At 64.1% G+C, this 12,315-nt stretch carries 11 protein-coding genes; 9 read left to right on the top strand and 2 right to left on the bottom strand.

Translation table 11 applies throughout. From position 1 onward, the window contains the following. Nucleotides 1-238: 238 nt before the first annotated feature. Together BKH28_RS05190 and BKH28_RS05185 are read left to right on the top strand one after the other, a co-directional pair. The gene (locus BKH28_RS05190) at nucleotides 239-1,270 is read left to right on the top strand and encodes a phosphodiester glycosidase family protein (RefSeq protein WP_075417798.1); all 1,032 of its coding nucleotides are present in this window, start codon (nucleotides 239-241) and stop codon (nucleotides 1,268-1,270) included. Between the two features lies 1 nt (nucleotide 1,271). Then, nucleotides 1,272-2,435 carry a bifunctional glycosyltransferase family 2/GtrA family protein gene (locus BKH28_RS05185; RefSeq protein ID WP_075417797.1) on the top strand — a complete coding sequence of 388 codons (1,164 nt, stop codon included), beginning with the start codon at nucleotides 1,272-1,274 and terminating at the stop codon, nucleotides 2,433-2,435. 357 nt (nucleotides 2,436-2,792) lie between these two features. Here BKH28_RS05185 and BKH28_RS05180 read toward each other — a convergent pair whose 3' ends face one another. After that, nucleotides 2,793-3,494: a response regulator gene (locus tag BKH28_RS05180; RefSeq protein WP_075417796.1), complete on the bottom strand. Its 702-nt coding sequence runs from the start codon at nucleotides 3,492-3,494 to the stop codon at nucleotides 2,793-2,795. Beyond that, complete coding sequence (locus BKH28_RS05175) at nucleotides 3,487-4,458, bottom strand: sensor histidine kinase (protein ID WP_075417795.1); 972 nt, start codon at nucleotides 4,456-4,458, stop codon at nucleotides 3,487-3,489. The genes BKH28_RS05180 and BKH28_RS05175 overlap by 8 nt, the downstream gene beginning before the upstream one ends. Before the next feature lie 130 nt (nucleotides 4,459-4,588). Between BKH28_RS05175 and BKH28_RS05170 the strand changes: the two genes are divergently transcribed. From BKH28_RS05170 to BKH28_RS05140, 7 genes are all read left to right on the top strand, one after another. Continuing rightward, the gene (locus BKH28_RS05170; protein ID WP_075417794.1) at nucleotides 4,589-5,344 is read left to right on the top strand and encodes an ABC transporter ATP-binding protein; all 756 of its coding nucleotides are present in this window, start codon (nucleotides 4,589-4,591) and stop codon (nucleotides 5,342-5,344) included. After that, entirely contained in the window at nucleotides 5,341-6,150 is an 810-nt protein-coding gene (locus tag BKH28_RS05165) for an ABC transporter (RefSeq protein WP_075417793.1), read from the top strand. Before BKH28_RS05170 ends, BKH28_RS05165 begins: the two co-directional genes overlap by 4 nt. After that, nucleotides 6,147-6,890, top strand: a complete 744-nt coding sequence (locus BKH28_RS05160; protein ID WP_075417792.1) for a cupin — start codon at nucleotides 6,147-6,149, stop codon at nucleotides 6,888-6,890. Before BKH28_RS05165 ends, BKH28_RS05160 begins: the two co-directional genes overlap by 4 nt. Nucleotides 6,891-6,964: 74 nt before the next feature. Then, entirely contained in the window at nucleotides 6,965-8,305 is a 1,341-nt protein-coding gene (locus BKH28_RS05155) for a hypothetical protein (protein ID WP_075417791.1), read from the top strand. A 59-nt stretch (nucleotides 8,306-8,364) separates the two neighbouring features. Continuing rightward, entirely contained in the window at nucleotides 8,365-9,711 is a 1,347-nt protein-coding gene (gene dcm, locus BKH28_RS05150; protein ID WP_075417790.1) for a DNA (cytosine-5-)-methyltransferase, read from the top strand. A gap of 7 nt (nucleotides 9,712-9,718) precedes the next feature. Next, entirely contained in the window at nucleotides 9,719-10,195 is a 477-nt protein-coding gene (locus BKH28_RS05145) for a very short patch repair endonuclease (protein ID WP_081380046.1), read from the top strand. Between the two features lie 198 nt (nucleotides 10,196-10,393). Continuing rightward, nucleotides 10,394-12,118 carry a DUF262 domain-containing protein gene (locus BKH28_RS05140; RefSeq protein WP_075417789.1) on the top strand — a complete coding sequence of 575 codons (1,725 nt, stop codon included), beginning with the start codon at nucleotides 10,394-10,396 and terminating at the stop codon, nucleotides 12,116-12,118. The last annotated feature ends 197 nt before the right edge of the window (nucleotides 12,119-12,315 follow it).

Genomic DNA, 12,315 nt, shown 5'->3' with positions numbered 1-12,315 from the left:
CAGGGACAATCTTGACGCAAGGTTCTCACCTTCCAGAAGTATTGACACCCGACGCGGAGCCATTCTCCGACGTCGTTCCAACCGGTTCTTGGACCAACCGGCGCGATGTCGAAGGGCTGCGGCATAGCGGGGACGCCTTAGCCCTGCGCTCGGGCGGCCCCTGGGCCCGCCGCGGCTTCACAGGAGACCCACAAGGTCAACCTACGCCTGACACACACGGCGCCGACACGGTTGAGTCATGCACAGCCCCGACACCCTCAACCCGACCGAGCCGCCCCAGTCCGGCCAGGACCACCAGTCCGGCCGGCGCGACCGCTCCTCGAAGTCCAGCAAGCACCCGCGCCGCCGCTTCCTCCTGGGTGGCGCCGCCGTCCTGGGACTGGCCGCCACCGGTACCAGCGCCTGGGCGCTCAACCGCTTCGTCATCGACCATGTGGAGGTCGGCGACGTCACCGCCCTGGAGGCCAATGCGCAGAACGCGGCCGGCTCCCCGGCGACCCCGGCCACCAACGTGAAGGTCGGGGACGACTCCTACTCCTCATCGAACACGAGCATCGAGATTCAGCGGGTTTCCACCGGCTCGGGCAGCGACACCGTCACCTACTACGTGGCCGACGTCAAGCTCACCAACGCCACCGACCTGCGCAGTGCCTTCGCCAACAACTCCTACGGCACCAACATCGTTGCCAAGCCCAGCACGATGGCCTCCGAGCACGACGCCGTCCTGGCCATCAACGGCGACTACTACGGCTTCCGCAGCGACGGCATCCTCATCCGCAACGGCGTCATCTACCGCGATAGTGGCACACGCGACGGCATGGCCTTCTACAGCGACGGGCGCGTGGAGGTCTACGACGAAACCACCACCAAGGCCCAGACGCTTCTGGACGCGGGCGTGTGGAACACGCTGTCCTTCGGGCCGGCGCTGGTCAACAACTCCAAGGTGCTCTCCGGCATCGACCAGGTCGAGGTGGACACCAACGTCGGCAACCACTCCATCCAGGGCCAGCAGCCGCGCACCGCCGTGGGGTGGGTGGAGAAGAACCACCTCAAGCTCGTCGTCGTCGACGGCCGCAGCGAGGGCTACTCGCGCGGCGTGACCATGACCGAGCTCGCCCAGATCATGGCCGACCTGGGGTGCGCCTGCGCCTACAACATCGACGGCGGCGGCTCGTCGGCCATGTACTTCAACGGCTCGATCATCAACCAGCCCTCCAACGGGGGCGAGCGCGACACCTCCGACATCCTCTACATCGCGAACGGATCCTGAGATGAACGGCACCGACACAGCCCTTCAGACCTCGCCGCGCGTTCTGCCGCGGGTCATCGCCCCCGCGAACCGGACCTCCGTCAACCGGTCGGCGGGCAACCGGACCGCGCCGCGGGTCGGTGGTGCACCCCGTCCCCGGGCTACGGTGACTCTCGTGGTGCTCATCCCGGCCTACAAGCCCGATGAGCGCCTGGTCGCACTCGTGGCCCGCCTGCGTGGGGCGCGTCGGGACTGCGCGGTGCTGGTCGTCGACGATGGCTCGGGGCCGCAGTACGCCCCCTTCTTCTCCGCCGCCCGCGCCCGGGGCGCCCAGGTGGTCAACTACCCGGTCAACCAGGGCAAGGGTCAGGCGCTGCGCACGGGCCTGGCTCACGCGGCCGCCACCTGGCCCGACGCGGACGTGGTGTGCGCCGACGCCGACGGGCAGCACACGCCCTCGGACATCGAGGCCGTGGCCGCGAGGGTGCGCGAGACCGGGCACATGACCCTGGGGGTGCGGCGTTTCACCGGGCCGGTGCCGCTGCGCAGTCGGATAGGCAATGATGTGACCGCCCTGCTGTTCCGAGGCGCGACCGGCTGGAGGCTGGCCGATACCCAGACGGGCCTGCGCGGCTACCCCGCCGGGCGCCTGGACTGGCTGCAGAAGGTTCCCGGAGACCGCTACGAGTACGAGCTCTCCGCCCTGCTGCGCGCCCACGAGCTGGGGCTGGTGGTGGAGCAGGTGGAGATCGCCACGGTCTACGAGCCGGGCAACACCTCCTCCCATTTCCGCCCGCTGCAGGACTCGGCTCGTATCTATGCTCCGCTGCTGCGGTTCATGGGGGCGTCGCTGGCGAGCTTCGGGATCGACTGGCTGGGTGTCATGGTCATCTTCGCGATGACCGGCAACCTGCTGGCGGCGGTCGTGGGGGCGCGACTGATCTCCGGGACGGCGAACTTCTTCATGAATCGTCGCGTCTTCCGGGCGCGGCGCGGCACCGTGGTGCGCACGGCGGTGCGGTACGTGATCCTGGCAGTGAGCCTGCTGGCGGCCAGCTACCTGGTGCTCAAGGCGCTCACCACAGTCGGGATCCCGCTGGGGATCGCCAAGGTACTCGGCGATGGGGCCATCTACGTGGCCAGCTATGTGGCGCAGCGCCGGCTGGTCTTCACAGAGCGGGGATGAGATCAGCCCGCCGGGGCCGGGCGGGAGGATCCTCGGATAGCCGTGTCCTTTGAGGCGATGTGCCGGCGTCGTCCCCGAGGGCACGGCATCACCGCCCTCTCGGTCGCACCCCACTGACGGTTTCCGAGCAGCACCGTCAACAAGCCGCACTCAAGCACAACGGCGACGGCTCTTGAGCAGATTTTGTCCGTATGGGACGACTTTGAATGCCCCAATCGCCGGAACGCAACTACCCAAAACGCCCTGACCCGCACAAACGCACTTCTGTTTGTGCGAGTGAGCCGTCAAAGTCGTCCCATATGGACACTTTTCAGCCGAAGACGCCACTCACCTCAAGCAGAGTCGCGGGCAGCAGCCTCAGCAGGCGCTGATGAGGCCGGACTCGTAGGCGGCGATGACGAGCTGGGCGCGGTCTCGGGCACCGAGGCGGGCCAGGAGTGCGGTGATGTGGCTGCGGCAGGTGGCCCGGGTGATACCGAGCTCGACCTCGATCTCACTGTTGGACAGGCCCCGGGCGATGAGCAGGAGGACCTCACGCTGGCGGGGCGTGAGGTCCTCGACATCACTGGCCCAGGAGCTACGGGAGGCGCCAGCCGATGCTGTGCGTGGCATGCAGTCCATAAGACGGGCCAGCACCTGGGGGCTGAGCAGCGACTGTCCCTCGTGGACGGTGCGCACGGCGTCGACGAGAGCCTGCGGGGAGGCATCCTTGAGCAGGAATCCGCAGGCGCCGGCGCGCAGCGCACCCAGGACGTAGTCGTCGATCTCGAACATGGTGAGGATGAGGACGCGCGTGGCCGCGAGCGCCGGGTCGGCGCAGATCAGGGTGGTGGCCTCGATGCCGGTCAGGCCCGGCATCTGGATGTCCATGAGGACGACGTCGGGGCGCAGCTCGGCGGCCAGGGCAACCGCGCGGGAGCCGTCCTCGGCCAGGCCGACGACGCTCATGCCGGGTTCGGCCTCGAGCAGGGCGGCCAGGGTGGTGCGCAGGAGGGCCTGGTCCTCGGCGACGAGGACCCGGATGGAGGGGCTTTCCGGCCCGGGAACGGCCTCAGTCATGGGGCCTCCCGTGGGGTTCGACGGGCAGCGTCGCCTCGATGGCGAAGCCGGGGGCGTCGGCGCGGGGACCGGTGGTCAGGGTTCCGCCGAGCGGGGTCAGGATCTCGTGAAGTCCACGCAGCCCCTGCCCCGCCCCGGGGTGGGGCTCCCATTCGGGGACCGGGCCGTCGTCGACGATGGCGATGCGCAGCCGTCCCGGCTCCTGCCGGAGAGTGACGCGGGCGCGCGTGGGGCCGGCGTGGCGGGCGGTGTTGGCCAGGGCCTCGGCCACGACCCGGACAGCGGCTTGAGTCGTCGGAGCCGGGAGGCCGTCGGTTATCGTCGCGGCTTGGTCGACGTCCGCTTCTGTGCCGGAGTACGCATCGACGTCGAGATCGACGGTGACGCCGGTGCGGCGGGCCTTGCCGATCGGCTCCCGAAGGGTCTCGGCGAGGTTGCTGATAAGAGCGGCTTCGGGAAGCGGTGCGCCGCCCGGAGCTCCCGCAGGGACCGTCGCCACTGCCCCGGGCGTCGGGGACGTGTGCTCGTCGCGCAGGACGGCGAGCATGCGCCGCAGCGCGTCGGTGGCCTCGCGGGAAGCGGTCTCGACGTCGTCGAGTGCGGTCCGCAGCCCGTCGGGGGTGGTCTCGAGGCGCTGGGCCACGGCGCAGCGCACGGTGATGGCGCCGAGGTTGCCGGAGACGACGTCGTGCAGCTCGCGGGCGATGACGAGGCGGTCCTCGGCGACGGCGCGCGCGGCGGTCTCCTGCGCCAGGCGCCGCTCGTAGGCACGCTGGTCGCGCCGCAGCAGCCACAGGGAGGCGACGACGAGCCCGGCCATGACGAGCAGCAGCGTCATCTGGCCGCGCCGAGAAGGAGCCGGGGAGAAGCCGACCATGGTGCCCAGGCCGAAGACAACCACGGTCAGCCCGGTAATGGCGCGCCCGAGCGGCGAGTGGCGCGAAGGGGCATCGGGGACAGGCACGCGGCCAGTCTAGGAAGGCGGCCCGGACGCTTCATCGAACCGGGGTCTGACGGACTTGGGTCTGAGGCGGTGGAACCACTTCGGCTGGGCGGCCGATGCGCGCTGCCGCTCGGCGCGCTGGAGTTGACCCATGATCAGTATTGAGAACCTCGTCAAGCGGCACGGGGCGCGGGAGGTGCTTCACGGCGTGAGCCTGGAGGCCCGTCCGGGCCGCGTCACCGGATTCGTGGGCCCGAACGGCGCCGGGAAGTCCTCGACCCTGCGGTGTCTGCTGGGGCTGGACCGGGCCGACGGTGGGCGGGCGCTCATCGGCGGGCGCCCCTACCGCGAGCTGCGCGAGCCGTTGCGCACGGTGGGGGCGGTGCTCGACGGCTCGGGCGCGCACCCCTCGCGCACGGCGCGCGGTCACCTGGGTTGGGTGGCCTCGGGCGCGGGAATCAGTCGGCACCGGGTGGCCGAGGTGCTCGACGTCGTCGGGCTGAGTGATGCGGCCGGGCGGCGGGTGCGCACCTTCTCCCTGGGAATGGGACAGCGCCTGGGGCTGGCGACGGCGCTGCTGGGCGACCCGGAGGTGCTGGTCCTCGACGAGCCGGTCAACGGCCTGGACCCGGAGGGGATCCGGTGGATCCGCTCGCTGCTTCGGCAGCGGGCCGACGCCGGGGGCACGGTCCTGCTGTCCAGTCATGTTCTGGCCGAGCTGGGCGAGGTGGCCGACGACGTCGTTGTCATCGCCGGCGGGCGGGTGCGGGCCGCCGGGACGCTGGGGGATGTCGCGGCGGGTCACGCAAACCTGGAGGATGCCTTCTTCTCGCTGACTGCCCCGACCGGGGACAGGGTCGAGGGTCGGGCCGGCAGGGCCGAGCGCGAGGAAGGGGGCCGTTCATGAGCGCGGCGACGGCGCTGGTGCGCTCCCTCAAGGCGGAGGTGCGCAAGACGGTGGGCCTGCCGGGGGCCTGGTTGGGGGCAGCGCTGGCGATCGTCCTGCCGCTCCTGATCGAGTACTACACGGATCATGACCTGGCGGCGCGGCTGGCGGCCGGCGACCCGGATGCGCCGGCACAGCTGGGCAATGTCGGCATCATCGGGCTGTACGTGGGGACGACGGGGATCGTGGTGCTGGCGGTGAGTGTTGTAGTCAGTGAGTACGCGAGTGATCCGCGCACGAGCGGGGCCTCCAGCGCTCCGCGACAGGTGACGACGACGATGCTGGTACAGCCGCGGCGCGGGGCGTCGGTGGCCGCGAAGCTGCTTGTGGTGCTGGGGGCTGCGACGGTGCTGCTGGCGGTGGCGTGGGCGGCGACCTACTCGCTGTGCCGGCACCTGCTGGGGTCGAGCGTGCCCTTCGAGCCGGTGCCGTGGTGGATGCTGGCGGGGCTCCTGACGTGGTGGGTGTTCTCGGCGATGGCGTCGATGGCACTGGCGATGGCGACACGCAGCGCGCTGGTGTCGATGACGGTCCTCGTCGCGATGTCGACGATGCTCTCGCCGGGGGTGCTGCTCATTAAGTCCACCGATGCGGCCCGGTTCCTGCCGGATACGGCGGCGGTGCGGCTCATTGCGAACCCGGCGACGCTCAACTACGACCGGCTCGTCGAGCTGCTGTCGATCCCGATGGCGGCCTCCGTCTGCGCGGCGTGGGCGGGCGGGTGCGCGGCGGTGTGCTGCTGGGTGTGGATGAGGCGGGACGCATGAGCGGAGCCGGTGCAACCAGCAGGGTGAGGGCTACCGCAGGGGTGACGACAGCCTGGGGGCGGGCACTGCACGCGGAGCTGCTGAAGGTGGTGACGCTGCCGGCGATGTGGTGGTCGGCGGCGGTGGCGGGCGCGGCTGCGGTCGCCATGGTCATGTCGATCCCGCAGAACGTGGTGGATGGGCGGGACTTTGGATTCGAGGCGATCGCTCCGATGTGGACGCTGGCGGTGCAGATCGGCTTCGTGGCGGCCGGTGTGGCCGCGGCGGGTGCCGAGCATTCCACGGCGCAGGGCGTGACGAGTCTGCTGGTGACGCCAGCGCGAGGACGGCTGGCGGCGGCACGGCTCATGGTGCTGACCGGTACGGGACTGGTGGCGTCGAGCGTCTTGGTCGGGGCGAGCCTGGCCGCGTGCCCGACGATCTCGACGGCGGCGTTGTGGGCCGGCGGAAGGACCGTGGTCTGGTTGACGGCTGCGCTGCTGCTGGCGGCCGGGCTCGGTGCGGCGCTGCGCAGCGTCATCGGTGCGTCCACGGCGGCCGTGGTGCTGGTGATTCTGGCACCGCAGCTGGCCGTGTTCCTGGGCGACGCCGCCCGCCGGCTACCGGGCCAGGCGGCCCAGATCTGGCTGACGGCGGACGCATCGCGGGCGGAGGTCACCTCTGCCGGACTCATCATCCTGGCCTGGACGACGGCCGCTCAGATAACCGGCATCGTCCGGCTGGTGCGGGTGGATGGGTAAACGGGAGAACAACCGCTCGGGACAAAACTCTCATTAGTCACGCCACGTCGAAGAAGCAGTTCTACGATCCGCTCATGGATACATCGTCGTTCCTCCCCGCCAAGTCCAAGCTTGAGGCGGTCGCGAGGCTCTACGCCGCCGCGCAGGCTCCAGCCGAGCCGTTAGGTCCCGGCAGCAAGGAGAAGAAGTCGGTACTGACTAAGACTGCCGAGTGCCTCTCGCTCGATGTTGACGAGAGCGCACCGAAGGACGTACTTGCACGTCAGATACTCGAAGCGCTCGACCAAGCATGGGATCGTTCCTTCTCCTCAACGGGGCAAACCATCACCTTGCGAGGGCTCAACGCCATCCTGGCTGCGACTGAGGCTGAGCTTCAGCGTCGGGCGGTACGGGAGATGCGTGGAGTCATCCCGACATTGCCTGACTGGTTCGCTCCCGCACGCGACAAACTCGAGGCGGTTCGGCGTATCTCCTCGATCACAGGCGGACGTCCGCAGGATCTGGGCCCGGGAAGCAAGGAGAGGAAGTCGGTGCTGACGGACCTCGTTGACAACCTCGGCCTACCTCTCGACTCCCGACTGACGAAGACCAAGCTCGCCGAAGCCATCGCGGCAGCGCTTGACATGCCCTGGAACGACTCGTGCTGGTCCTCTGGTCAGACCGTCACACTCAATGGGCTCAACGCTGTTCTTGCAGGGGCTGAACAGCGGGTGCTCCACGGCCACGGCACTAAGTTGATCCGTCTGCAGCAGGAGGCTCGGTTACTCGTAGCAGCGCTGGCAGCATCCTGCCCATCTCACTGGGACGGGAGGGCATGCGTCCAGGAGATGCTGAAGAGTGAGTACAGCAAGGCAAGAGGAACAGAATGGGCGGGCTGGTACTTCGAGTTCGTGGGTCTCCCTGCTCTCATCAACGCCTACGGCGGAGGGCCAGTCCGCATCGGCGCCACCGAGTTTGACTACGCCCGCAACTTCGTGTGGGACCTCAAGACCCATGGGCAGGAGAAACTTGCTTCCCCTGAAAAAGTGTCTGGCGAGGCATTGCTCAACGACCACGAGTCCATCCTGCAGTGCGTTGACGAGCGTGGTTCGATCGGCTTCCTGATCCTGTCCGGAGCCTCATCCTTTGACGGTTTCATCGAGTTCGACGCCTGGCACCGGAAGATGCGAGGCGCCTCCGAATCGAGGTCCCCGCGTCCTCGGCGGCTCAAGGTCTCTCTGCACCCTGTCACGTTGCAGGCGTACGTCTTCCAGGGAACCGCCGAGGTCGAACAAGCACTTGCCGATGGTGTGCTGAAGGTGTTCAGACAAGGACACCAGCCGAGCGGCAAGCCGAGGAGGCCGAAGCTGGATCTGGTGCTCCGCAAGGCTCAGGAGGCGGGGATTGTGATGGCACAGCATGACTTCGCAGCGTGAGCCCAAGCTCACGGTGAACAGAGCTTCCCTTCAGCTCGAACATGTGTTTAGCTTGGCTCATGACCGAGAAGTTCACCTACACCGACCTCTTCGCAGGGATCGGCGGCTTCCACGCTGCTCTGTCCGGGATGGGTGGCCGGTGCACCTACGCGGTCGAGATCGACAAGGACGCAGCCCGCATCTACGAGCAGAACTGGGGCATCGACGCCCTCGGTGACATCACGGTCGACGCCAACGACGACGGCGTGTCCGACAGGATCCAGCCCCATGACATCCTTGCCGCGGGGTTCCCATGCCAGCCCTTCTCCAAGTCCGGCGCCCAAGCTGGGATGCTGGACGAGGTGCGGGGCACGCTCTACTTCAACATCCTCAAAATCGTCCAGGAACGTCACCCCACAGTGCTTCTTCTCGAGAACGTTCGAAACCTTGCCGGACCGCGCCACGCACACGAGTGGGAGGTCATCGTCAAGTCCCTGAGGGAAGAGGGGTATCGCATCGCAGACACCCCCGCCATCCTCTCGCCGCACCAACTCGGCCCAGAGCGGGGAGGGCGACCCCAGGTCAGGGAGCGAGTCTTCATCACCGCCACGTATGACCCTGAAGGTATCGAGTCGACAGCCCCCCAGCCAGTGGCGAGGCCCAGAGAGCTGTACGCCGATAAACCAGTCGACTGGAAGATAGACGACTACCTGCTCGCTGACGTCGAGGGCTACGACCTGTCGAGGGCGGAGAAGGACTGGATCAATGCTTGGGACAAGTGGGTGAAGCGGTTCCGCGACCACAACCCTGGGAAGAAGCTACCGGGGTTCCCCATCTGGGTCGATGCCTGGCAGACGACCGAGGACCTGGAGATCCAGATCGAGTCGGGAGAGCTCGATGACGTTCCCGCCTGGAAGATGAACTTCCTACGCAAGAACGCGCAGCTCTTTACCGAGAACGCAGCCTGGTGTCGAGCCTGGATGACCACCTCTGGCGTGAAGGACTTTCCGCCGTCGCGCCGTAAGCTTGAGTGGCAGGCACAGGACATCGAGTCCCTCTGGGACTGCCTCATGCACTTCCGCCCATCGGGTCTACGCGCGAAGCCCGCCACCTACGTTCCCGCGCTCGTCGCTATCACACAGACCAGTATCGTCGGGAAGCAGCGTCGCCGGCTGGCACCGCAGGAAGCCGCCCGCCTTCAGGGGTTCCCGGATGAGTTCTCTTTTGCCGGCCAACCCGACGCCAAGACCTACAAGCAACTGGGGAACGGCGTCAACGTAGGCGTGGTCTGGAACATGCTCAAGATGCACTGTGACCGAGACCGCCGCATCCTCGAGTCGACGGCGTCCGGGCGCCGTATCCTCAACGCAGTGGATGCCGCTCCCACAAGCCCTGACGAGGCGGTCCGCAAGCTACTGGCGAGGTGATGTATGCATGGCTGCACCATCGGATGATGGCGCGTCCAACCCACTGCACGCTCCCGAACCAGCGCGAGACAAGCCCGCAGATCCAAAGGTGAGCGCTCGCTACTCCAGCCTGTCTCGGCGCGACACCTCACCCGAGATGGAACTGCGGCGGACTCTGTGGCGGATGGGACTGCGCTATCGGGTGCAGTACAAAGTTCCGGGGATTCCGCGCCGCAAGGTCGACATTGCCTTCCCTGGGAAGAAGGTGGCGGTACAGGTAGACGGATGTTTCTGGCACGGCTGCCCTGAGCACGGGACCATGCCCGGCCGAAACTCCGAGTGGTGGCAGTGGAAGATCGCGAAGAACCAGGCCCGCGACCGCGACACCGACGAAAAGCTCGGTGCCCTTGGGTGGACGGTCGTCCACATATGGGAACATGAGAATGTCAACAGTTCCGCAAAAATTGTTATCCAGGCGTTACAAAAAAATGACTTCCCCGCCTGAATCATTATCTATCACTATTGCCACCCTTAAGCCCATAACTCGTTCGTCTTTTATTCCACAGTCGTCCCAGTATTGCGTAAAGCCACTCATCTAGCGTTATGATTCTATCCGTCAAGACAACAGCGTCTGACACCCCCAGGTCTGAAGCAGATACTTGAAATCTGTCTGACCCTGGGAGACAATCACCTAGGAGAACTGATGCCTGAAATCCAGTTCGAGCCGTCAAAGACGACGCTCCGAGACATGCTTCGAAATGACAACTACTACGTCATCCCTCGCTTTCAAAGACCGTTCAGTTGGGACGGAGACAATTTTGCTGATTTCTGGCGAGATCTAACAAAAGATGAATCGACTGGATATTTTATCGGTCCAATGGTGATATGGCAAGAACGGGACTCCCACGTCGCACGCGTTGTCGATGGGCAGCAACGTCTCACCACTATCATGATGATGCTGTGCGCTATCAGAGACAAATTTGCAGAATTCGACGAGAATGACCTTGCGAGCGCACTACATCAGCTCATTCAGAAACAAAACGACGACGGGGAAGTGACATTCTCGCTAATTGTCGAGAATGGGTCAAACTACTTCCCTCACGCAATATTGCAACAATCTCCAAATAGGACTATGAAGCCAAGAACCGAAGAGGAAAGGAATCTTGACACAATCAACAAGAATATCCAACAAAACATCGAAGATCTTCTGAGCAAAGAAGAGAATCGCGAAGCTCAAATCAACCAACTCAAGCATCTGAGAAAACAGTTGCTAGATCTACGAATTATTCTCATTACTAACGACAATGAGGATGATGCGTACACAATCTTCGAAACGATCAATAGTCGCGGTAAGAATCTCGAAGTTGTCGACCTTCTTAAGAATCATCTTCTTAGCCTATCGCGAGGTTCCGGGAATGTTCTCGCCGACGGCCCCAAAGTTCAGTGGACATCAATGCGAGCACAACTTGAAGCCACAGAAAAGCACCGACGTTTAAATCCAAACAGATACCTGCAACACTGGTGGCTATCTAGAAACGACTACACGTCCGAACAACACCTGTTCAGTGAGTTCAAAGGTAAAATCACCGACAAAGAATCGGCCAAAAAACACCTATTATGGCTGGAAAAGGACTCTAAGTATTATCGGCAAGCAATGACTCCTGAAATACTTTCAGACTGGGGAGGGAATCTAGTCGAAGGAGAGCAGGCACTCCGTGGCCTCGAACTCTTCGGAGTGGTGCAGCCCGCCCCCTTGCTACTAGCCCTCGTCCGCGCCGTGCGAGAAGAGCACTTGAAACCTGGGAAATTTAATACAATGCTGAATGTGATAGAGTCTTTCCATTACCAATATACGATAGTCTCAAAGTTAACAAGCAGCGGCGGGGTTTCGCAAATGTACGCTAAGGCGGCAAGAGATCTTCATGCAGCATCCAATTCCCCCGGAGAACAGGCAGCAGTACTGAGGGCCATAACAAACAAACTAATCGAAAGGGCTCCTAGTCGAGACCAGTTCATGCTGGCATTCGAAAACCGATTCGTATACACCAAGCGAAATAATTCAGACAAGAGAATAATTCAGTACACACTGGAAAGACTCACAAAAACACAACATGGCGGCTTTAAGATCGATGGTCCGTCGATCGAACACCTGCTACCTCAATCTGCCGCGAAAGAGGATCCGGATCTTGAGATGACGGTCGGGTCAATCGGAAATCTTCTTCTTGTTAACAACCGGATTAATGGTCGAGATCTCGCAAACAAGCCCTATTCGGAAAAACGGCAGATTATCAAAGACAGGAGCCCGATGTCCGATACTGCCGGAGCTCTTTCAAATGAAACCTGGGACGAGTCCGACATAATGAGACGAACTCAAACTATCGGAGCGCTAGCGTTCGACGAAATTTGGAGGATGCCGAACATGCATTAATACAGTGAAAGTCAACTTTCACACCTGGCTCAAGATGCTTTGGCGGGGTTAGGGTTTGGGGAGTGATTTTTCGTTGATATTCCGACACGGCTAGGACACTAGTGAAGCTGAACTGGTAGTTCTGATGTGGATCGGACAGCGCCACATCACACCGGACCAACTGCCCACTGAATCTGCTCCACCAACCGACACCGCGT

The sequence above is a fragment of the Actinomyces oris genome (genome assembly GCF_001937665.1).
Taxonomy (GTDB): domain Bacteria; phylum Actinomycetota; class Actinomycetes; order Actinomycetales; family Actinomycetaceae; genus Actinomyces; species Actinomyces stomatis.
This window is presented reverse-complemented; position numbering and strand designations above follow the sequence as displayed.

What these genes read in the sequence shown, in the direction of transcription:
- BKH28_RS05155 (WP_075417791.1), top strand. Translation starts at nt 6,965, where the DNA reads ATGGATACATCGTCGTTCCTCCCCGCCAAGTCCAAGCTTGAGGCGGTC.
- BKH28_RS05190 (WP_075417798.1), top strand. Translation starts at nt 239, where the DNA reads ATGCACAGCCCCGACACCCTCAACCCGACCGAGCCGCCCCAGTCCGGC.
- dcm (WP_075417790.1), top strand. Translation starts at nt 8,365, where the DNA reads ATGACCGAGAAGTTCACCTACACCGACCTCTTCGCAGGGATCGGCGGC.
- BKH28_RS05140 (WP_075417789.1), top strand. Translation starts at nt 10,394, where the DNA reads ATGCCTGAAATCCAGTTCGAGCCGTCAAAGACGACGCTCCGAGACATG.
- BKH28_RS05170 (WP_075417794.1), top strand. Translation starts at nt 4,589, where the DNA reads ATGATCAGTATTGAGAACCTCGTCAAGCGGCACGGGGCGCGGGAGGTG.
- BKH28_RS05160 (WP_075417792.1), top strand. Translation starts at nt 6,147, where the DNA reads ATGAGCGGAGCCGGTGCAACCAGCAGGGTGAGGGCTACCGCAGGGGTG.
- BKH28_RS05185 (WP_075417797.1), top strand. Translation starts at nt 1,272, where the DNA reads ATGAACGGCACCGACACAGCCCTTCAGACCTCGCCGCGCGTTCTGCCG.
- BKH28_RS05165 (WP_075417793.1), top strand. Translation starts at nt 5,341, where the DNA reads ATGAGCGCGGCGACGGCGCTGGTGCGCTCCCTCAAGGCGGAGGTGCGC.
- BKH28_RS05180 (WP_075417796.1), bottom strand. Translation starts at nt 3,494, where the DNA reads ATGACTGAGGCCGTTCCCGGGCCGGAAAGCCCCTCCATCCGGGTCCTC.
- BKH28_RS05145 (WP_081380046.1), top strand. Translation starts at nt 9,719, where the DNA reads ATGGCTGCACCATCGGATGATGGCGCGTCCAACCCACTGCACGCTCCC.